Origin of the sequence: Pseudomonas sp. GD04158, from assembly GCF_029834875.1 — a bacterium.
GTDB classification, from domain to species: Bacteria; Pseudomonadota; Gammaproteobacteria; order Pseudomonadales; family Pseudomonadaceae; genus Aquipseudomonas; species Aquipseudomonas hydrolytica.
The window spans coordinates 42,594-62,883 of sequence record NZ_JAODYT010000007.1 but is presented as its reverse complement, the minus strand read 5'-3'; the positions used below and the strand labels follow the sequence as shown (position 1 = coordinate 62,883).

The window sequence follows — 20,290 nt, the reverse complement described above, 5'->3', positions numbered from 1 at the left end:
GCCGGCAGATGGCCGCCGAGGCAGCCAAAGACTCCTTGCCAGCCATGAGCTTATCTAATTGTTTTTAAAGACTTTTAATTTCAAGGCCTGGTGGATTGTCGCCAAATCCGGTCGCACGCATGCCCGACCCGTCAACTGGTGCGATTAATGCAACATTAAAAACATTAATTGCATTTTTTGTATACAACATCATAATCGCGCCTGAGTGACTTCTTGACCGCTCGGTCAACAACTTAGCCAGGAAGCACCGCCGAAACACCGCCTGCCTCAGAGAGCATTGTTCTTGCGCAACGCTCTGGGCGGTACACAACAAGAGAGATGAGGAGTACCCGCTGTGGAAAGCGTCAAACAAGAACAACACGCGAATCAACTGGCAAGGGGCGGCCTGCTCGACCGCTTCTTCAAACTGACCGAGCACCGCACCACCATAAAGACCGAGCTGCTGGCGGGCCTGACGACCTTCGTCACCATGGCCTACATCATCTTCGTCAACCCCAACATCATGGCCGGCGCTGGTATCGACCATGGCGCCGCCTTCGTCGCCACCTGCATCGGCGCAGCCCTGGGCTGCTTCCTGATGGGCCTGTATGCCAACTGGCCGGTGGGCCTGGCGCCGGGCATGGGCCTGAACGCCTTCTTCACCTACACCGTCGTCGGTGAAATGGGTTACAGCTGGCAGATCGCACTGGGCGCGGTGTTCATCTCCGGCGTGCTGTTCATGATCATGAGCCTGTCGAAGATTCGCGAATGGCTGCTCAACAGCATCCCGATGAGCCTGCGCTTCGCCATGGGCGCCGGGGTCGGCCTGTTCCTCGGTCTGATCGGCCTGAAGACCGCCGGCATCGTCGTCGACAGCCCGGCTACCCTGCTGACCATGGGCTCGTTCGGCAATCCTTCTGCGCTGCTCGCCGCCGTGTGCTTCCTGTTGATCGCCGTGCTCAGCCACCGCAACGTGTTCGGCGCCATCCTCTTCAGCATGCTCGGCGTCACTGCCCTGGGTTGGGCCCTGGGCCTGGTGGAATATGGCGGCCTGGTGTCGATGCCACCGAGCCTGGCGCCGACCTTCCTGGCCATGGATATCGCCGGCGCATTCAATGTGGCGATGATCAGCGTGATCCTGGCCTTCCTCTTCGTGAACATGTTCGACACCGCCGGCACCCTGATGGGCGTTGCCCACCGCGCCAACCTGGTGGACGAGGACGGCAAGATCCACAACCTGTCCAAGGCGCTGAAAGCCGACTCCACCTCCAGCGTGGTGGGCGCCATGGTCGGCTGTCCGCCGGTGACCAGCTACGTCGAGAGCGCTTCGGGCGTGGCCGCCGGTGGCCGCACCGGGTTGACCGCCGTCACCGTCGGCATTCTGTTCCTCGCCGCGATGTTCTTCGCCCCGCTGGCCGGCATGATCCCTGCCTATGCCACCGCCGGTGCGCTGATCTACGTGGCGATGCTGATGATGAGCGGCATGGCGCACATCGACTGGAAGGATCACACCGACACCATTCCGGCCATCGTCACGGTGGTGATGATGCCGCTGACCTTCTCCATCGCCAACGGCATCGCCCTGGGCTTCCTTACCTACGCGACGCTGAAGCTGCTGACCGGTCAGCGCGACAAGGTATCGCTGAGCCTGTATGTGCTGTGCGTGATCTTCATCGCCAAGTTCGCCTTCCTCTGAGGGCAACACCCCGTGCTGATCGAAGCCCCGGCCTTGTGCCGGGGCTTTTCGTTTGGTCGCAACGAAAGGCGCGCTCGTCGCAAGCATATCGCCGACCCCGGACTTCATCCGGGCTACGGGGCGCGCGCAGGGTGCGCCACGCGCACCGGATTCAAGGCGCTGCACGGCTCCACGCGGGTTCCGGTGCGCACGGCGCACCCTACACGCAGACGAAAAAAAGCCCGCAGTGTGAGCGGGCGTAAGGACTCGAACGAGTCTGAGGGTGACAAGCATTCGTCTGGCAGGCTGTTGGCCCGCCAGTCAGTCAGCTACCGCGGTAGGTGGAGTAGCTGTAAGGGGAAATCAGGAGCGGCACGTGGTAGTGCTCCTGGCCGGCATCGATGCCGAAGCGCAGTACCACCACATCGAGGAAGGCCGGCTCGGGCAGTTTCACGCCACGGGCACGGTAGTAGTCGCCGGCATGGAAGTGCAGCTGATACACGCCCGTGCGGTAGTCATCGCCCTGCAGCACCGGCGCATCGCAACGGCCGTCGTGGTTGGTGGTCACGCTGTTGATCAGCTCCAGCTGCGCGCCTTCGACGCGATACAGCTCGACCTTGATGTCACTCCCTGGGCAGCCGTGTGCGGCGTCCAGTACATGCGTAGTCAAACGTCCCATGGGTCTCGGATGCTCGTGGCGACCTGCGCCCTACGAACACCACACCTCCTCTACTCTGTTGAAATCGGCTCGTCGCAATGCTCCGACGCAATGGCAGGATAGCACGCAGAGTTAATATAAAACAGTTTGCTCTAAAATTGTACACAATAAATTCGATCAGGATGCCGTCTACGCACCAAAGCGGTTCACTGCTTATTCGATCGCGAGCCAGCAGCTACGCAGCGATCAGCACTCGTTGCTGACCACTCAGGCAATTTTCCCTGCACGCCGTGCAACGAAGAAAATGATGAAAAGTCGATTTACAAACTGCAACTAACTTTGTATACAATTAGCCATCCCGGTCGCGCAGCCATCCATTGCCAGGCGCGCAGTGACCGCCACGATCCAGATAGGAAGACTGCAGTGAATGCTGATTACCCACGCGATTTGATCGGCTACGGCGCCAACCCGCCCCATCCGCACTGGCCGGGCGATGCCCGCATCGCCCTGTCCTTCGTGCTCAACTACGAGGAAGGCGGCGAGCGCAACATCCTCCACGGCGACAAGGAGTCCGAGGCCTTCCTCTCCGAGATGGTCGCCGCCCAGCCGCTACAGGGCCAGCGCAACCTGTGCATGGAGTCGCTGTACGAATACGGCAGCCGCGCCGGTGTCTGGCGCCTGCTCGAGCTGTTCAAGAAGCACGACATTCCCCTGACCATCTTCGCCGTGGCCATGGCCGCCCAGCGTCACCCCGAGGTGATTCGCCAGATGGTCGCCGCCGGCCACGAGATCTGCAGCCACGGTTACCGCTGGATCGACTATCAGAATGTCGACGAAACCACCGAGCGCGAGCACATGCTCGAGGCCATCCGCATCCTCACCGAGCTGACCGGCGAGCGCCCAGTGGGCTGGTATACCGGCCGCCTGGGGCCGAACACCCGGCGCATCGTGCGCGAGGAAGGCGGCTTCCTCTACGACTCCGACACCTACGACGACGACCTGCCCTACTGGGACCCGGCCAGCACCGCGGAGAAGCCGCACCTGGTAATCCCCTACACCCTGGACACCAACGACATGCGCTTCACCCAGGTGCAGGGCTTCAACAAGGGCGACGATTTCTTCGAGTACCTCAAGGATGCCTTCGACGTGCTCTACGCCGAAGGCCAGGCCGGCGCGCCGAAGATGCTGTCGATCGGCATGCACTGCCGCCTGCTCGGCCGCCCGGCGCGTCTGGCCTCGCTGGCGCGCTTCATCGACTACGTGAAAAGCCATGACAAGGTCTGGTGCGCCCGCCGCGTCGACATCGCCAGGCACTGGCACGCCACCCACCCCTTCCGCGCGACCGAATGAGAGAGCCGTCCATGAGCCGTTTCCAGACCCTGACCCCTTCCAAGCTGAGCCGCGAGGAGTTCGTCGCAGCCTTCGCCGACATCTACGAGCACTCGCCCTGGGTGGCCGAGAAGGCTTACGACCTCGGCATGGACGCGTCGGTAGACGAGATCGACGGCCTGCAGCAGCGCATGGCCGACATCCTCCTGTCCGCCAGTCATGAGGCGCAGCTGGCGCTGATCAACGCGCACCCGGACCTGGCCGGTAAGGCTGCAGTGCGTGGCGAGCTGACCGCTTCGAGCACCGCCGAACAGTCCGGCGCCGGCATCCACGAATGCACCGCCGAGGAGTTCGCCCGTTTCACCGAACTCAACGACGCCTATAAGACCAAGTTCGGCTTCCCCTTCATCAAGGCCGTCAAGGGCAGCAACCGCCACCAGATTCTGGCCGCCTTCGAGGAGCGCATTCACAACACGCCGGAGCAGGAGTTCGCCACCGCCCTGGCCGAGATCAACAAGATCGCCCTCTTCCGTCTGCAGCAGCTGTAACGGCTGGCGCAGCCCAACAAACCGAATCGAACAAGTAGAACAGCCATGCGTAGCCTGACCATCGAGCCCCTGAGCAAAGAAGCCTTCGCCCCCTTCGGTGACGTGATCGAAACCGACGGCAGCGACTTCTTCATGATCAACAACGGCTCCACCCGCCGCTATCACAAGCTGGCCACCGTGGAGACCGCGCAGCCGGAGGACAAGGCCATCATCAGCATCTTCAGCGCCGAAGCCCTGGAGATGCCGCTGACCATCCGCATGCTGGAACGCCATCCGCTGGGCAGCCAGGCCTTTATCCCGCTGCTCGGCAACCCCTTTCTGATCGTGGTCGCGCCACTTGGCGATGTACCTGTATCAGGGTCCGTCCGTGCCTTCCTCAGCAATGGCAGGCAGGGCGTCAATTACCATCGCGGCGTCTGGCACCACCCGGTGCTGACGATCGAAAAGCGGGATGACTTCCTGGTGGTTGATCGCAGTGGTTCCGGCAACAACTGCGATGAGCATTTCTTCAATGAGGACGAACTCCTTCTCCTCAACCCCCACCAATAAGAGAAGCCCGGGGCTGGCGTGCCTCCCCCGGGAAAGAGGTACAGATCGTGGAAGCACATTTCACCGAATGGCTAAACCTGGGCATCCGCTGGATCCATATGATCACCGGTATCGCCTGGATCGGCGCATCCTTCTATTTCGTCTGGCTGGAGAACAACCTCAACCGGAGCAACCCACGCGAGGGCCTGTCGGGCGACCTCTGGGCGATTCACGGCGGCGGTATCTACCACCTGGAAAAGTACAAGCTGGCTCCGCCGAAAATGCCGGAGAACCTGCACTGGTTCAAATGGGAGGCCTATGCTACCTGGCTGTCGGGCGTCGCCCTGCTGCTGGTGGTGTACTACCTCAACCCCAGCCTGTACCTGGTCAAGCCGGGCGTCGAGCTGTCCCCGGCGATGGGCATCGCCATCGGCCTCGGCTCCATGGCGATCAGCTATGTGATCTACCACTTCCTCTGCGACTCGCCCCTGGGCAAGCGCCCCGCCCTGCTCGGCGCCGTGCTGTTCGTGCTGATCATCGCCGCCGCCTATGGCTTCAGCCAGATCTTCAGCGGCCGCGCGGCGTACATCCATGTCGGCGCGATCATCGGCACCATCATGGTCGGCAACGTGTTCTTCACTATCATGCCGGCCCAGCGTGCGCTGGTTAAGGCCATCGAAGAGAACCGCGAACCCGACCCGGTACTGCCGGCCAAGGGCCTGCTGCGCTCGCGCCACAACAACTACTTCACCCTGCCGGTGCTGTTCATCATGATCAGCAACCACTTCCCGAGCACCTACGGCAGCCAGTACAACTGGCTGATCCTGGCCGGTATCGCGATCCTGGCCGTGCTGGTGCGCCACTACTTCAACACCCGCCACGACAGCAGCAAGTACGTCTGGACCCTGCCGGCCGCAGCACTGGGCATGATCTGCCTGGCCTACGTCACCGCGCCGATCCACCGCTCGCCGACCGCCGCGCCGGTGGCCGCCGTTGAACAGCCGGCCAGCGCTACCCTGGCCAAGGTCGAGGAAGTCGGTGAGGCTCCGGCGACCGCCGAGCAGGCAGCGCCGAGCGAAGCACCGGCAGCCGGCTCGGGCGTCGACTTCGCCAAGGTCGAGAGCGTGATCCACGAGCGCTGCACCGTTTGCCACTCGGCCAGCCCCACCAGCCCGATGTTCAGCACCGCACCGGCCGGTTTCATGCTCGACACCCCTGAGCAGATGAAGGCGCAGGCGGCGAAGATCCATGCGCAGACCGTGGCCACGCAGATCATGCCGCTGGGCAACATCACCCAGATGACCCAGGACGAACGCGACCTGATCGGCAGCTGGATCGCCAAGGGCGCCCAGATCAACTGATTGCCACACATGCCGCGCCCGCGAATGGGCGCGGCATCTTTTTATCCCCGCCCTCCCGGCCTCCTCCTACCGAGGCGCCGCCTGCAACACCTCCCCCCATGAACCGCCGGCAGCGAAAGCTGACCGGCGGTTCATTTTTTGTGCACAATCCAAAAATAAATTGTTTTTAACCCTGTCCACAAATTGTTATAGTCGAAATATTCTGACCGACCAGACAGCTTTGCAGGTCGATCAGTTCAGAGGTGCCGTGAAGCCTCGTGCAAGCCCATGACCGTATAAAAACAACTGGCAGGCTATGACATGACCACAGACAGCAACACCCAAGCCCCCGCTGCGCCCTCCGGCAATAGCGACCTGATCTACCAGCTGGACGACACGCCAGCGTTCGCCCCAGCCATCTTCGCGGCGCTGCAGCATGTGCTGGCCAGCTTCGTCGGCATCATCACCCCCACCCTGATCGTCGGCAGCGCGCTGGGCCTCGGCGCCCACGTGCCGTATCTGGTGAGCATGGCGCTGTTCGTCTCCGGCCTCGGCACCTTCGTTCAGGCCAAGCGCATCGGCCCGATCGGCTCCGGCCTGCTGTGCCTGCAGGGCACCAGCTTCGGCTTTCTCAGCGTGATCCTGAGCGCCGGCTTCATCGTCAAGGGGCGCGGTGCCAGCGAGGAGGAGATACTCGCCACGCTGTTCGGCATCTGCTTCTGCGCCGCCTTCGTCGAGATCGTCTTCAGCCAGTTCATCAACAAGCTGCGCAAGGTGATCACCCCGGTGGTCACCGGCACCATCATCTGCCTGATGGGCCTGTCGCTGATCAAGGTGGGCATGACCGATCTGGCCGGCGGCTACGGCGCAGCGGATCTCGGCGCCCTGCACCACCTGGCGCTCGGCGGCCTGGTACTGGGCACCATCGTCCTGCTCAACCGCGCCTCCTCGCAGGTGTTGCGCCTGTCAGCGGTGATCATCGGGCTGGCCCTGGGCTTCGCGGTGGCCTGGTTCACCGGTCGGGTGGACTTCGCCAACATGGCCGAGGTGCCGCTGATCAGCGTGCCGCAGCCATTCAAGTACGGTTTCGGCTTCGACTGGATCGCCTTCGTGCCCATCGCCGTGATCTTCCTGATCACCCCGCTGGAAACCGCCGGCGACCTGACCGCCAACTCGATCATCTCCAAACAGCCGGTCAAGGGACCGCTGTACATGCGCCGGATCAAGTCCGGGGTGCTGGCCGACGGCTGCAACTCGGCGGTCGCCGCCATGTTCAACAGCCTGCCGATGACCACCTTCAGCCAGAACAACGGGGTGATCCAGCTCACCGGCGTGGCCAGCCGTCACGTGGCCTTCTACATCGCCGGCATCCTGGTGCTGCTCGGCCTGTTCCCGGCAGTCGGCGCGGTGCTGCAACTGATGCCCAAGCCGGTACTGGGCGGCGCCACCCTGATCATGTTCGGCACCGTCGCCGTGGCCGGTATCAAGATCCTCAGCGAAGCCGGCCTGCACCGTCGCAACGTGCTGATCGTGGCCATCTCGCTGGGCATGGGCCTGGGCGTGGCCGGCGTGCCGGACGTGCTGTCGCACATGCCCGACGTGCTGAAGAACATCTTCGGCTCGCCCATCACCATCGGCGCCTTCAGTGCCATTCTGCTGAACATCTTCCTGCCCGATGAAGCTCACGAAGTGGAGGAAGACGACTACGATCCCGAAGCGCACCTGCACACCGTGCTGCAGAACCGCGAGGACGACGATCACATCGACGACAGCAGCCTGAAGACCCTGAGCCGCGACCTGGCCACCACCACACGCTCCGGCTGATCCCCTTTTACCCTTACCCCTCCCGGTGCTGCGCCGCCGGGAGTTGTCCGCTTGCACGCCAACAATAAGGAAAACCCATGAAACTCAAGCATCTGCCTCACTGCTTCGCGCTCTCTGCCGGCCTGCTCGCCGGCCAGCAGGCCCTCGCCGGCGACCTGCTGTACTGGCAGGACAACAGCCTGTCCTACCTGTATGGCGAGAACTTCCAGCGCATGAACTTCAATGGCGAGGAGCAGCGCACCCAGACCACCTTCACCTTCGAACACGCCAGCGGCTGGGTCTGGGGCGACGTCTTCTATTTCCTCGACTACATCCGCGCCGACAACGTGCAGTCGCGCGGCAGCTTCGACAACGGCACCTTCCGCCAGCATGACAAGAATTCCTTCTACTACATGGAATTCTCCCCGCGCATCAGCCTGAGCTGGCTGACCGGGCAGAAGCTGGCTGCCGGTCCGATCAAGGACGTCTATGCCGCCTTCACCTACGAGAAAGGCGAAGGCGGTCCCGGCCCGGAGAACTACCTGTACGGCGTCGGCCTGGACTGGGAGATCCCCGGCTTCAACTACTTCAAGACCAATCTGTACCGGGTCAAGATCAACAACCACACCTTCTTCAAGGACGCCGACAGCAACGGCTACGCCACCCAGCTGACCGTCAGCGCCGCGTACCCCTTCAGCCTGGGCGATCAGGATTTCGTCGTCGACGGCTTCGTCGACTGGCGTTCGCCGTCGCGCGATGCCGGCACCCAGACCTCGGTGGGCTCCTCGATCCAGGTAAAGTGGGACGCCGGCAAGGCCCTGTTCGGCAAAGAGCGCCAGCTCTACGTCGGCACCGAGATCAACATGTGGCGCGCCAAGTACGGCGTGAAACCGGTGGATGGTTCGGGCGATCGCTTCGACCAGACGGCCGTGCAGGCACTGGTCAAGTACCACTTCTGACCACTGCCGCAACGAACTTGGCCGACGTCGGGTAGGGACGGCGGCCGGGTAAAAAGGGGGATGGGCGTTCGCGCCCTTCCCCCTTTTTCTTTGCACCGAAAGATGGGCGGTGCACACGGCCATCTACCTCGGGTCGTAGGGTGCGCCGTGCGCACCGCCTTTATCAAACCGGCTTGAATCGCCGCACCAACCCGGCGCTCCGCAATCAGGCCGGGCACCGCATCGGTGCAGAATCGGGCCGCCTATCTGGCTTTTTCATCAACGACTTGCAAGCATGCAACTGACCGCAAGGTCAAGTTTTTGATCACAATATTTCTATTTTTTGTGTGCAATTTGTCAGAAAGCCATATTCAGCAACGGATTTTCTGTGTACAAGACAAACAGGTTCCTACCGAAACACTGTTGAAATGGCTGTATACACAGATTCAGTCATGACACGAATACAAAATCGGAACGAAACCTGCAGACAAACCTCCTCATACGCCGTCGCGGCGCAAGAACAAAACTGGGAGCTGTCCATGTCCAACGCCGAAGATTTCCGCATCAAGCACATCGATACCTCGCTGCACAACGAGGATCTCGCCCCCCTGGCTCCCGAGAAACGTACCTGGGGCTGGTTCGAGATCTTCAACGTCTGGTCGAACGACATTCAGAGTCTGTTCGGCTACACCCTGGCGGCGACGCTGTTCATCTCCTACGGGCTCAATGGCTGGGCGGTACTGGCCGGCATCGTCCTCGCCGGCTTCATCGTCATGGGCCTGGTACAGCTGACCGGCAAACCCAGCGTCAAGTACGGCATTCCCTTCCCGGTGTTCGCCCGCGCCAGCATGGGTGTGCGCGGCGCCAACTTCCCCGCCCTGGTACGCGGTATCGTCGCCATCTTCTGGTACGGCGTGCAGACCTACTTCGCCTCCACCGCGGTGGCGCTGCTGCTCAACTCGCTGCTGCAACCGCAGGACCCGGCCGTATACATGGGCCTGACCGCCATCGGCTGGCTGTCCTACGTGATCGTCTGCCTGTTCCAGGTGGCGTTGTTCGTCTGCGGCATGAGCTGGATCACCCGCTTCCTCAACTGGGCCGGGCCGCTGGTCTACGTGGTGATGATCGCGCTGATGGGCCTGATCTGGTACAAGGCCGGCCCCAGCCTGCTCAGCGAGCTGGGCAACATCTTCAGTGGCACCGGTGAATACAAGGCCGGCCCGGTGGCTGCCTTCTTCGCGGTGGTCGGCACCATGGTCGCCTACTTCGCCGCGGTGGTGATCAACTATGGCGACTTCGCCCGCTTCGTCAAAAGCGAGAAGCAGATGACCATCGGCAACTTCCTCGGCCTGCCGGTGAGCCTGGCGTTCTTCTCGCTGATCGCCCTGGTGATCACCGCGGGTACCGTGGTGGTGTTCGGCGAGACGCTGACCAACCCCACCGACATCGTCGCGCGCGTCGATAACCTGACCCTGACCATCATCGCCGCGCTGACCTTCTTCGCCGCGACCGTGGGCATCAACCTGGTGGCCAACTTCATCCCGCCGGCCTACGACCTGGCCAACCTGGCCCCGGCACATATCAGCGCGCGCACCGGCGGCTTCATCACCGCCGGCATCGCCTTCTTCATCGGCGCGCTGTGGGTCGCCTTCATCAGCAACGTCGGCATCGCCGCCTTCGTCGATACCCTCGGCGCCGTGCTGGCGCCGCTGTACGGCATCATCGTCGTCGACTATTACCTGGTGCGCCGGCGCAAGCTCGACCTGCAGCAGCTGTTCAGCGCCGAAGTCGGCTCGGCCTACTACTTCGACGGCGGCTGGAACCGCAAGGCGCTGATCGCCTTTGCCATCGCCTCGGTGTTCTCCGTCGCCTCGGTCTGGGCGCCCGTTCTGACCCAGCTGTCGGGCTATTCCTGGCTGCTTGGCGCCCTGCTCGGCGCGCTACTGCACTATGGCCTGATGCGCGGCCAGGCGCAGGCGATGAAGCGCGCCGACGCCACCGTCTAACAGGCTGTTGAAAAACTACCTGCGTTGCCATTGCTGCGTTATGTGCAGGCTTGAGAAAGATATGACAGGGAAAGCGCGATAAAGGCGGGATATAAAGGAACGAAGGGGAAAATAGCGGGATGGGGTTTGTAACAGTGTTGCCGTAGGTGAAACGGCGGCGGCCGGGGTTACAGGCCGTCGCCGAGGTCGAGTTTGTGCTGATCGCGGTCGAACTTCCTGTCCTGCGTTCTCTTGAGTAGCTTGTAGATCGCATTCTCTGTCATGTCGTACTCAACGGCCAGCGCGTGGTGGTTGCGGCCGTTGAATTTGCCCAGGATCTCCAGATCCCGCTGAGTGATACGCCAGCGGAAGTCCTTTGGGAACGTGACGCAGCTTCCCGCCCAGGTATTGGACAAATGCTCGACCACCGCCGCGCCGGCCTGCTCGGCGATCGCCGCATCGACCCCGTGCTCTGCAACAACTGCCGCAACGTGGTCGGCGATATCGCTGAGTAGTTCGTGGCGCTTCTCCGCCATCGCTGTTGGCCTTGCGCTCATGCGTTCCCCCTTGCCGCTGCGATGCGGCGTTCGGCTTCCTCTTCATTAATAAGGCCCAGGCGGCGATCGGCTTCGATGCGGCCGAGGGCGTCCTGCAGGATCTGTTGAGTGGTGGCAGCCGCGCGGGCCGGCTTGGCCGGAGCGGCGGCTTGGGCCTGGGCGGGGTCGCTGGCGATGCCATAGACCACCGTGCGCAGGTAGTTGTGGTTATCGAGTGGCAGCGACAGGCGATCGCGGGCGATCAGCATCTGCTCGATGCCGGCCGTCCAGATCCTGGGCGGCGCCGGCTTGGAATCGTTGGTGCGGGCGTCCTTTTGCACCGTGCCGGCGTTGACCAGGTCGAGCAGCTCCTCCAGCAGCTTGATGGCGCGGGTCATGCGCAGGCCGCGCTTGGCCGGGCTGAACAGGCGCAGGTAGTTGAGCACCGCCCGGCCGAGCCTCGGATCGAGGCCGGCAAGCATTGCCGCCAGCTTCTTGCCGTCCGCGTCTGCGAAGCCGGCCTCGATCGGAAACTGCTCACCGCAGCATGGGCATTGCAGCTGCATCAGTCGCCCCTCCGCGCGATGACCAGGTTATTGAGGGCACCCACCAGTGCCTTGAGAATTGGACGCTGGCGCTTCCACCCCTTCGGCAGGGCTTCCAAACCGTCTACCCGTTCTGGATCAGTCACACCCAGCTCCTTGCACAGGGTTTCCACCTGGTGGAGCAGCTCGCGCTTCTCCTGCTCGACGTGCAACGCCGCCAGCACCGCCGTTAGCTGCTTGGGCGTTTTCAGCCATGCGACCTTCTCTACGCCGAACTGGCGCTTGGCGATCGCATCGGCATAGCTCCAGGGCAGGCCCATGTTGGTGAGCTGAGCCTCGATCACCTCGATCTCGCCGGACAGCTGGGCGAAGTTGTGCGGCTTGCCCTTCGCCTTGCCGCTGGGCTTCGGTTTGAAGCCCAGGCGCTCCAGCTCGACCATCAGCCGGCCGGCCTGGCGGGTGTTGAGGTCTTTTGCCGACTCGACTCCGGCCACGCGGCGCAGCAGTGCGCGATAGCTGTCGTCATCCATGCCCAGTTGGCCCTTGGCGATGTGGATCTTGCCGAGTACGCCTTTCGAGATACTCATGCGCGACCACCCATAGAGCAGCTCAGGCGATTGAGGCGGCGGTTGATGGCTGCAGTCTGCTTGCGCAAGGCGCGCAGCTCGGCACTGAGGTCGATAGTAGCCACTACCACCGGTTCGGCTGGCACCTCCGGTACCGGCTTTGCCTTCACAGGAGCGGCGGGCTTGGCCGGTTTCGCCTTGATGGGCGCAGCCTGGACTGGCTTCTGCTGCTCCGGGCTGATCGACTTAGAGCGCCAGGGCCCACTCTCGATAGGACGGCGGAAGTTGTCGAAGGCCTTGATCTCGCCGCCCTTGGCCAGGAAGGCTTCGACCTGCGCATCCAGCTCGGCTTGGCGCTCCTGAGCCTTGGTCATGTCCCTGGAGGGGGCCTCGTGAAAGATTGGGTGTCCCATCAGCGCACCTCCTGCAGATCCTGCAACCCTTCGAGCACTCGACGGGTGGCGTCCAGGTCATCAGCCAGGACGGCAACCAGGATCAGATCGCGCCCGCTGTCGAGACCCAGGCTGATCAGTTCGAAGTGGTTGGATTGACTCGCCTCTGCAGCCTGGATGACGTGCAGGAGCGTGGTGGTTTCGGTGTCTTTCCCGTTGAGCAGGCTCATTTAGATGGCCCCCGCTGGTTCGATACGCCATTTGCCGTACAAACGGCCTACTGCCGTGCAAGGCAGGCGCTCGATGATGAGGTGGTAACCAGGGAACAGCTTGTCGCCCAGCCGCTCTACGGCCAGCGAGGCGTCATAGGTGCAGCTGGCGCGCTTGCCTCGGACGGTATTGGTGGCATAGCCATCGCCGTCCAATCTCACGCTGACTTCCACCGGTGCCAGCGGAACAACGCCGGTCACCAGGTGGCTGATGCAGCCGCTGCGCCCGTGATGGTTGTATTCAACGACGCCGCCTACCTTCAGTTTTGCCAGGTTGGTGACCTTTAGCCCTTTCCAGACATCGGCCTGGAAGGGCCAGCAGTCGATGACTGTGCCGTTCTCGTCGACAGCCCAGCGTAGGAAGTCTTGGCCGCTGTCCTTGAAGTGAATGAGGGTCTTCATTGCAGAACCTCCGGCGCCAGATCGTCGTTGTCCTCGAAGTCCTCCTTGAGGATCAGCAGTGTCTCGTCGGCAGCCGCCTCGATGACCTCACGGAAGCTCTCGAACTTCTTGCCGGTTGCGGGATGGTGCGAAGGCGCCCCCATCGCATGCTTGGTCGCGGTCTTTACCCAGCGCGGCATGGCCTGGAAGCTACGATCCAGGCGATCAATCAGGCGCGCGCGGTCTTCGGTAGAAAGTGCCATGGTCACACCTTCGCAATGTCGAGGCTGATGGGCTCGTACCGGTCGGTATCACCGACACGCTCGTACACGCGGACGTAGGAGCTGGTGGTGACCACGGTGACCGCGTCGCTAATGGCCTGCATGGCGCGAATCCAGCGTTCGTCTGTGATCTCCAGGCGGCGCAGTGCGAGGACGCTGCCGGTGCGGATGTTGCCGGCCTGGTCGACTTTGAAGGCGTCGTTGATCAGGGTGATGATCTCGGGGCGCGAGCCCTTCACCCACTCCTGCAGGCATTCGTCGATCAGGGCCTTGGCGCCCTGCAGGCGCTCGTCGAAGCGGATGTTGTCCGCCTTGGCCCGCACCACCTTGTAGCGGCCGTCATAGCTGAACAGCGTGACGTTGCCCTTGGCGCCGCCCAGCTTGGCGCCGTACTCGTCGGCCGCGACTGCCACCAGGGCGTCGACCTCACCGAAAACCTTGGCCTTGAAGTCGACCAGCGCCAGGTTGAGTTCCTGGGTCTTGCCGACGATGGCCATCACCAGTTCGTCGCGCATCAGGTCGAGCGGTTTGATCATGGATTCAGGTACGTGACGGCCCTGGGCGTCGAGGCGGAAGCCTTCAGGGACTTGGATTTGCTCAGCCATGGGTTTCTTCCTCGGCTTGTTGGGTGTTGATTTCGAGTTCGGCCTGTACCGCCTCGCGGAAGCGGCAGATCTCGTCGTTGAGCAATTGGCCACCGATGGTCGAAGTGGCCGATGCGTAGCCGGCGCCGCGCTTGAGCAGCTCCAGGGCTTCGCGTAGGCGGCGTTCGACGGTTAGCTGTACGGCGGACTTGGCCATGGTGTTCATGACTGCACCGCCTCGGCCGGCTCGGCGGCACGTTGTTCGGCGCGGTGCAGGCGCTCCAGCTCGGCGATGATCAGCGCACCCGCTTTCTCCAGCTCGCGGATGCGGCCGGCTTCTTCCCCATCCCATGGCTTGGCAGTCCAGCCTTCCGGCAGGATCGCTTCGCCCAGGGTGTGGCCATAGCCGGTGCTGGTTGCATCCCAGTAACGGGCAGACGGTGGCATCGCGTAGTACGTGGCCAGTGCTGCGATCTCGTCGCAGGCATGGTCATCGTCATGGTCGCTGTCGTAGCCGTGCTGCTGGATCTGGCGGATGCGCTCGGTTAGCAAACGGTGGACGGCTGGGTTGGTGGCCTCGCTGAGCGTCGTAGCCAGTCGCGACATATAGCGGAGTGAGTCGAGCAGCTCGTCCTTCGATGGATTCATGCCGATGTCGTGGCCGATAGCCTCCCAGGCTTCGAGGACGGTGATCGAATCGGCAGCTTCTCCAGGCAGCGGGCACCAGCCGATAGGCTCAGCTGCTTTATCGAACATGAGGCCGTTCCAGAAGTACCAGCCGGCGGCGATCGCTGGATGATCCTCAATGCAGTGACCACCTGGCATGTAATGCCCGACCAGGAAACAGCCGGCAATCCCGGCCCGGCGCGCCACTTTCAGGATTACTTCACGTCCGTCTTTAGGTGCGCTGTCCATGCTTTTCATGGTGAAAGCGTTCATTGCTGCAGCCCCTTTGCCGGCGTCAGCCAGCAGACGTAGCAGCCGCCGAGGCGGACGCTGTTGATGGTGTGGACGCCTTTGGTGCTCCAGCTCGGGCTGCGCCATTCGCTGCTGAACGATGCGGCGAGCTGATCGGAGTCCTCGGCTTTGATGAAGATCTTGCAGTCGAGCGGCGATGTGACTTCGACGCGCACGTCCGCCGCGCGCAGGCGGCGAGACATCTCGTTGATGACGCGAAGCTTGTCAGCCAGCTCAGGGGTCAGCACCGTGCAGACCGGCATGGCATGGCCGCGCATGGCGAGGTCGATGGCGGCTTGGGTGCTGATGGGATGGACGTTCGAGGTAACCATGGTCATTCCTCCTCGTCGCTGGTGGGAGCTTTGCGCTCGATGGACAGCGGGAACTTCCCGAACTGCTGCTCGGCGAGGGCAAGAGCGAAGCGCCAGCCTTTGAGCATTGCGCCCTGAAGTACGATTGGATTGGCATCGTCCACGCCGAGGCAGATCTGAGTGCCCTCTACCGCCTTCTGCAACTGGCCGAGGTTGCCAAGGCGGTTCTGGTGCCACTCGATCAGCGGCTTGGCCATGTCGAGCTGGGCTTCCTGGGCCCCAGCGGTATGGGCTTCGTCCTCGAAGGCGACGAGCAGCTCCAGCAGTACCTGCTTCTGAAATTCGGCAAGCTCTTTTGCATCGCTGGGGGCGAATGGCTGGCTGACGAGGATCAAGGCGTCGGTGTACACCTGGGCCTGCTCCATGATTTGTTCGATGGTGATGGCCATGGCTCACACCTCCGCAATGATGTCCGCCGACAGGCGGGTGGCGCCGACCAGGGCGGCCTGGTTGAAGGCAGCGGCCAGCATGTTGTGTACGGCCAGCGGGTACAGCACCGAGCCGTTCTCCTTGGAGCCGGTGCCGGTGAGCTTGCTGCGCAGGGCTTCGATGGCCGGCTCGTCCATCACCTCTTCCAGCGGCTTGTTGACCAGCTTGAAGCGGTGCTTGAGGTAGTCGCCCAGGTGCTGGTCGAGCGGGTTGAGCTTCACCACCTCGCAGCGCTGCACCACCTCGCGCACGTCGGCGCGCTTCTCGCTGAGCTTGTTGGCCAGCTCGCTCTGGCCGATCAGCACGATGCTGAGCAGCTTCTCGAAGCCGTCCTCCAGCTCGAAGAAGCGCTTGAGGTGCTTGAGGGTCGGTACCGGGATGGCGTGCGCCTCCTCGATCACCAGGACGTGGCGGTTGCCCATGCGGTGCGACTCGCGCAGCACGTTGTGCACGGCGCGGTACCGGGCATCCAGGCCGCGCGGCATCTTGCTGCCAGGGCTTACGGTGGCCAGGATGGCCTCGCAGATGTGCATGGCCTTGAGGGTCTTGCCCTTGAAGTCGTCATCCTCCATGCCGATGACGTAGGGCTCGATGACGATCACCGGCTTGTCTTCAGTGCGCAGGCGTTCGTGCAGATCCTTGCGGATGGTGGACTTGCCCGAGCCGGACTCGCCCAGGATCGCCAGGAATACGCCGTAGCGCGTGACCTGGTAGAGGCTTTCGCGCACATAGCGGATATCCGGCGAGACGAACAGATCAGCGCTGGTGCGCGGGTCTGCGAACGGGTCGCCGAACATGCCGAAGTGCTGGCGTGCCTGCTGTGTCAGTTTGGTTGCGCGTAGTAGCATTGTGTCGGGCTCCTCGATTGGCTTCTTGGGATTGCGGTGCTCAGGCCGTTGGGCGTTGCAGCGCCCAGCGGCCACCTTGGTGTTCTGCTCCTGGTTCTCCTCCTCTTCGAAAATGCCCACCAGCTGCATGCCGGTGACGTTGAAACTCTCCAGCCAGGCGACGATGCGCGCCTTCAAGTCCTCCTGCGGGATGGTCTTGGGCCACATGCTGTGGTTGATCAGCTGGGAAATGGTCGGGCGGCTCAGGCCCAACTCGCGGGCCAGGTCGGCCTGGCCCAGGTTGTGGTAGCGCAGCAGTGCTTTGAGCTTGAGCATCACGCACCTCCTACGACGGAAAGGGTTGGTCGGCGGGTGAAGGCGGCGCGCAGGCTGGCCTCGACGCTATCGAGGGCTTCTTCCTGGATGCCGGCCGGGTGGTGCTGGCTAAGCCAGGCGTAGTGCTCCGGGCTCCAGTCGGTGAAGCGCGCCTGCAGGCGCTTGGCAGCGGCGAAGATGCTGAGCGGCGGCGCGACGACGGTAGGCGCGGCCAGTTCGTGCTCAGTGCCACGGCGCGGCATGAAGGTGGGCAGCTGGGCATCGTCGATGTGCTTATAGGGCTGCAGCTGGCCACCGAAGGGGATGGCCTTGGCCTTGCGGGCCGCTGCCACGTCTTCCTCAGTCTCGGCACCCATCGCCAGCTTGGCGGCCTCCTTGCGTGCCACCTGGGCCGGGGTGTCGGCCATGCGCTTGAAGGCTTCGCCGATCACCGGGGCGGTTACGTCGAAGCCCAGCTCGTTGCGTTCGATGGCAGGCACCAGGTAGTACACCTCGTGGCCGTGGGCATCGACGGTCACCACCTGGGCGGCCTGATCGTTCCAGGGGTTGCGGGTGACCATGATCTTGTCGCCGACCATGACATCCGGCACCACTGATACATCGAACTCGCGGCCCTGGAAGCTGACGCGCATCTTGGTGTTGACCTTGCGGCTCTCGGGCTCGGCCACGGCCAGCTGGCGGCAGACTTCGACGCTGGGCACCTTGATCAGCTGTTCCTGGCGGATGGTCAGCCACACGTCGGTGCGCGACTTGCCGTGGCGGCTGTGCTTGGCCGTGGCGTTGAAGTGCATGCGCCACTTGGCTGCCAGGGCGTTCAGCTCGTCCAGGTCAGCCACTGGCTGGAAGCGCAGGCCAGCCTCGAACTTGCGCTCGATGATGTTCCGCGCGTTCTCCACCTGGCCGGTGACGCGAGCAGCACCAGGTGCGTGGACGATCATCTGAATGCCCAGGCTGCGGCAGAGGTTCTTGGTCATGCCGGCGGTGTTGGCTGAGCCTGGGTCCATCATCAGACCGAAGGGCCGGCCGTGCATGACGTCGGCGCCGCCACGCTCCTGCATGGCGTTGATCAGCACGCTGTTGAGGTTCTCGCCGCTCTCGGCGCCCATCACGTACTGGAGGTAGATCCAGCCGCTGGCGTGGTCGGTGATTTCATACGACCAGACCCGGTCAGCTGCGATGCGCGCGAGGTTCTTGGGCTTGTTCTTGTAGAACTGGTCGGCCTCCATCACGCGCAGGCCGTTGGCGTTCTTCTCGGCGGTGGGCTTGAGGTAGTAGAGAACGCACAGCGAGGCGTCCACCTGCCAGATGTGGTTGGGGTGCAGGCTCTGCAGCTCGGTCACCGGCGCCGGGGCTAGCAGCTGGTCAGGGTGCAGCTTGTAGGCATACAGGGCGCGGCTGATGGCGCTTAGCGACATCGGGCGGATCTCGCCGCTGACCTTGTCGACGGCTTCGGCGCGGATCATGCCGCTGGCGCGTAGCGCTTCGACGGCATCACCCAGGGAATAGAGGCGCTTTTCGTTGCGGCGGGCGGACTCGATCAAGGTGGCGCTGATGGTCAGCGCCTCCTCGCGGGTGAGCGCGCTCTGGCCGGCATCAGCGCGGCGTTTACGGGGAGCAGCGGCCACGGTCACTTCCTCCAGTTTGCGGTATAGGGTTGCCAGGCTCAGGCCCAGCTCCTGCGCCGCAGCCCGGCACAGGGCGGTACGCTGGCCGCGCGCTGCGCGTTGCAGCGAGCGGTCCAGGTCGACCAGGCGTTGGGTAATGACGGCGCTCATGGGTTAGGCCTCTGCATCCGTGATGGGCTTGACGCCTTCCTGGTGCATCCAGGAGAAGTCCTCCTCTTCGCCGACCTCGGGCAGCTGGAACTCGGCCTTCAGCTCGCCGAGCAGGCGCTGCAGGTGGGCGATCAGCTGGGCCTGGAAGTTGCGGTGGTCGCTGCCGGTCTCGCTGCCGTGCTGCTCCAGGCTGGCGAAGGCGGCGCGCAGCTTGCCGCTGATGTCGGCCTCGGCCTCGAAGGCGATGCCGACAACCTCCTGGCGCAGCTCCTTGGCGGCGTCGTCGGCCGACATGGTCTCGATGCGGCGCTTGGCCTTCTCCAGATCCTGCTTGGTGCGATCCAGCTCGGCGCTCTTCTTGCTGAGCACCTCGCCAAGGGCGTCGTAGTCGGCCTGGGTGTCGGTGAGCTTCTTCTGCAGCTCGTCCTTTTCCTTGGTGTGGGTGTGGATCAGCTCTTCGGCCAGGTACTGCACTGCGTCGAGGTTGCCCTGCTTGGAGGCCTCGATCAGCGCGGACTTGGCGTCTTCGGGCAGGCGGCGCCATTGGCGTAGCTCGCGGTAGCCGGCGCCAATGGCGCCCAGCTGCTTGAGCGCCTCTTCGCCGAACGCCTTCAGGTTGGTAAGGTCTTCGTCGACTTTCGAACGGGACAGGCCAAGGGCTTGGCAGAAACCGTCCCAAGTGCCGACGTCGGCAATTTCGTTGCCGTCGGCGTCGATACCCTTTTTGCCCTGCAAGGCCCGGTACATCTTGGTTTCCTTGATATGGGCGAGCTTCGACAAACTGACGACGTCGGCAAAACGGGCGATGGAGCGGGCCATCTGTACTTGGCCGAGGATCTGGTTGGCCAGGTCGCGCTCGTCCTGCAGGCCTTGGGCGATTGCGCCCAGGTTCTGGATGACGTTGACGGCTTCTTCGTTGACCGGGACGTCCTGTACCAGCTCGGCGGTGGGGGCGGCTTTACGAGACATTACGCGGCCTCCTGTGCGTTGCCGTTGGCCAGCTTCTGCAGGCGGCTGATGGCTTGGAAGCGGTTGTTGTCGGCCTCGATCAGCGCGTTACGGAACTCGTTATGGCCGCGCAGGCGACCATGCTCGAACGCATCGGCCTCGACGGTGCCGGCCTGGTAAGGGCTGGTGACCAGGGTCTGGTCGATACGGTTGCGCAGCACTGCCGTCATGCCCTGCATGAAGGGCTCGCTGTGCTTTTGTTCGCCCCTGAGCAGAGCGTTGGCCAGTCGGTTGAAGTCCATGTTGTGCT

Annotated in this window: 25 protein-coding genes; 8 read left to right on the top strand and 17 right to left on the bottom strand. The window is 63.1% G+C overall.

Annotated elements, in window-relative coordinates:
• The first annotated feature begins 334 nt into the window (after positions 1-334).
• Positions 335-1,675: an NCS2 family permease gene (locus N7333_RS04885; protein ID WP_003243322.1), complete on the top strand. Its 1,341-nt coding sequence runs from the start codon at positions 335-337 to the stop codon at positions 1,673-1,675.
• Positions 1,676-1,979: 304 nt separating this feature from the next.
• On the opposite strand, the gene uraH is transcribed toward N7333_RS04885, so the two are convergent.
• Positions 1,980-2,333: a hydroxyisourate hydrolase gene (gene uraH / locus N7333_RS04880; protein ID WP_003243320.1), complete on the bottom strand. Its 354-nt coding sequence runs from the start codon at positions 2,331-2,333 to the stop codon at positions 1,980-1,982.
• A gap of 402 nt (positions 2,334-2,735) precedes the next feature.
• On the opposite strand from uraH, the gene puuE reads away from it, so the two are divergent.
• The 7 genes from puuE to N7333_RS04845 all read left to right on the top strand — a co-directional run bounded on the left by puuE (position 2,736) and on the right by N7333_RS04845 (position 10,804).
• Positions 2,736-3,662, top strand: a complete 927-nt coding sequence (gene puuE, locus N7333_RS04875; protein ID WP_129482216.1) for an allantoinase PuuE — start codon at positions 2,736-2,738, stop codon at positions 3,660-3,662.
• 11 nt (positions 3,663-3,673) lie between these two features.
• Positions 3,674-4,189, top strand: coding sequence for a 2-oxo-4-hydroxy-4-carboxy-5-ureidoimidazoline decarboxylase (gene uraD / locus N7333_RS04870; RefSeq protein WP_129482215.1), 516 nt, complete (start codon positions 3,674-3,676; stop codon positions 4,187-4,189).
• 45 nt (positions 4,190-4,234) lie between these two features.
• The gene (locus N7333_RS04865) at positions 4,235-4,738 is read left to right on the top strand and encodes an ureidoglycolate lyase (RefSeq protein ID WP_024307764.1); all 504 of its coding nucleotides are present in this window, start codon (positions 4,235-4,237) and stop codon (positions 4,736-4,738) included.
• A 47-nt stretch (positions 4,739-4,785) separates the two neighbouring features.
• Entirely contained in the window at positions 4,786-6,078 is a 1,293-nt protein-coding gene (locus N7333_RS04860) for a urate hydroxylase PuuD (RefSeq protein ID WP_003243312.1), read from the top strand.
• A 300-nt stretch (positions 6,079-6,378) separates the two neighbouring features.
• Positions 6,379-7,881, top strand: coding sequence for a nucleobase:cation symporter-2 family protein (locus N7333_RS04855; protein WP_012018976.1), 1,503 nt, complete (start codon positions 6,379-6,381; stop codon positions 7,879-7,881).
• Between the two features lie 77 nt (positions 7,882-7,958).
• The gene (locus N7333_RS04850; RefSeq protein WP_003243308.1) at positions 7,959-8,819 is read left to right on the top strand and encodes an outer membrane protein OmpK; all 861 of its coding nucleotides are present in this window, start codon (positions 7,959-7,961) and stop codon (positions 8,817-8,819) included.
• A 518-nt stretch (positions 8,820-9,337) separates the two neighbouring features.
• Entirely contained in the window at positions 9,338-10,804 is a 1,467-nt protein-coding gene (locus N7333_RS04845; RefSeq protein WP_273255408.1) for an NCS1 family nucleobase:cation symporter-1, read from the top strand.
• Positions 10,805-10,971: 167 nt separating this feature from the next.
• Here N7333_RS04845 and N7333_RS04840 read toward each other — a convergent pair whose 3' ends face one another.
• From N7333_RS04840 to N7333_RS04765, 16 genes are read right to left on the bottom strand one after another with little or no spacing between them, the layout of a single operon-like run.
• Positions 10,972-11,340: a Mor transcription activator family protein gene (locus N7333_RS04840; RefSeq protein ID WP_252576714.1), complete on the bottom strand. Its 369-nt coding sequence runs from the start codon at positions 11,338-11,340 to the stop codon at positions 10,972-10,974.
• On the bottom strand, positions 11,337-11,885 hold the full coding sequence (locus N7333_RS04835) for a hypothetical protein (RefSeq protein ID WP_129483231.1): 549 nt from the start codon (positions 11,883-11,885) through the stop codon (positions 11,337-11,339). Before N7333_RS04835 ends, N7333_RS04840 begins: the two co-directional genes overlap by 4 nt.
• Positions 11,885-12,451, bottom strand: coding sequence for a regulatory protein GemA (locus N7333_RS04830; protein WP_129483232.1), 567 nt, complete (start codon positions 12,449-12,451; stop codon positions 11,885-11,887). The genes N7333_RS04835 and N7333_RS04830 overlap by 1 nt, the downstream gene beginning before the upstream one ends.
• Positions 12,448-12,843, bottom strand: a complete 396-nt coding sequence (locus N7333_RS04825; protein ID WP_129483233.1) for a hypothetical protein — start codon at positions 12,841-12,843, stop codon at positions 12,448-12,450. The genes N7333_RS04830 and N7333_RS04825 overlap by 4 nt, the downstream gene beginning before the upstream one ends.
• Entirely contained in the window at positions 12,843-13,052 is a 210-nt protein-coding gene (locus tag N7333_RS04820) for a hypothetical protein (RefSeq protein WP_129483234.1), read from the bottom strand. Before N7333_RS04820 ends, N7333_RS04825 begins: the two co-directional genes overlap by 1 nt.
• The gene (locus tag N7333_RS04815; RefSeq protein ID WP_129483235.1) at positions 13,053-13,493 is read right to left on the bottom strand and encodes a hypothetical protein; all 441 of its coding nucleotides are present in this window, start codon (positions 13,491-13,493) and stop codon (positions 13,053-13,055) included.
• Positions 13,490-13,735 carry a hypothetical protein gene (locus N7333_RS04810; RefSeq protein WP_129483236.1) on the bottom strand — a complete coding sequence of 82 codons (246 nt, stop codon included), beginning with the start codon at positions 13,733-13,735 and terminating at the stop codon, positions 13,490-13,492. Before N7333_RS04810 ends, N7333_RS04815 begins: the two co-directional genes overlap by 4 nt.
• 2 nt (positions 13,736-13,737) lie before the next feature.
• Positions 13,738-14,358, bottom strand: coding sequence for a DUF3164 family protein (locus N7333_RS04805; RefSeq protein WP_129483237.1), 621 nt, complete (start codon positions 14,356-14,358; stop codon positions 13,738-13,740).
• Entirely contained in the window at positions 14,351-14,563 is a 213-nt protein-coding gene (locus tag N7333_RS04800) for a hypothetical protein (protein WP_279858554.1), read from the bottom strand. The genes N7333_RS04805 and N7333_RS04800 overlap by 8 nt, the downstream gene beginning before the upstream one ends.
• Positions 14,560-15,276, bottom strand: coding sequence for a hypothetical protein (locus tag N7333_RS04795; RefSeq protein WP_279858553.1), 717 nt, complete (start codon positions 15,274-15,276; stop codon positions 14,560-14,562). The genes N7333_RS04800 and N7333_RS04795 overlap by 4 nt, the downstream gene beginning before the upstream one ends.
• Complete coding sequence (locus N7333_RS04790; protein WP_279858551.1) at positions 15,273-15,632, bottom strand: hypothetical protein; 360 nt, start codon at positions 15,630-15,632, stop codon at positions 15,273-15,275. The genes N7333_RS04795 and N7333_RS04790 overlap by 4 nt, the downstream gene beginning before the upstream one ends.
• On the bottom strand, positions 15,629-16,054 hold the full coding sequence (locus N7333_RS04785) for a hypothetical protein (protein WP_279858550.1): 426 nt from the start codon (positions 16,052-16,054) through the stop codon (positions 15,629-15,631). The genes N7333_RS04790 and N7333_RS04785 overlap by 4 nt, the downstream gene beginning before the upstream one ends.
• Before the next feature lie 3 nt (positions 16,055-16,057).
• On the bottom strand, positions 16,058-17,257 hold the full coding sequence (locus tag N7333_RS04780) for an AAA family ATPase (RefSeq protein WP_024308351.1): 1,200 nt from the start codon (positions 17,255-17,257) through the stop codon (positions 16,058-16,060).
• Positions 17,257-19,032: an integrase gene (locus N7333_RS04775; protein WP_279858549.1), complete on the bottom strand. Its 1,776-nt coding sequence runs from the start codon at positions 19,030-19,032 to the stop codon at positions 17,257-17,259. Before N7333_RS04775 ends, N7333_RS04780 begins: the two co-directional genes overlap by 1 nt.
• A gap of 3 nt (positions 19,033-19,035) precedes the next feature.
• Positions 19,036-20,001 (bottom strand): hypothetical protein, encoded by a 966-nt coding sequence (locus N7333_RS04770; RefSeq protein WP_129483239.1) that lies wholly within the window; start codon positions 19,999-20,001, stop codon positions 19,036-19,038.
• Entirely contained in the window at positions 20,001-20,282 is a 282-nt protein-coding gene (locus tag N7333_RS04765; protein WP_129483240.1) for a hypothetical protein, read from the bottom strand. Before N7333_RS04765 ends, N7333_RS04770 begins: the two co-directional genes overlap by 1 nt.
• Between the last annotated feature and the right edge of the window lie 8 nt (positions 20,283-20,290).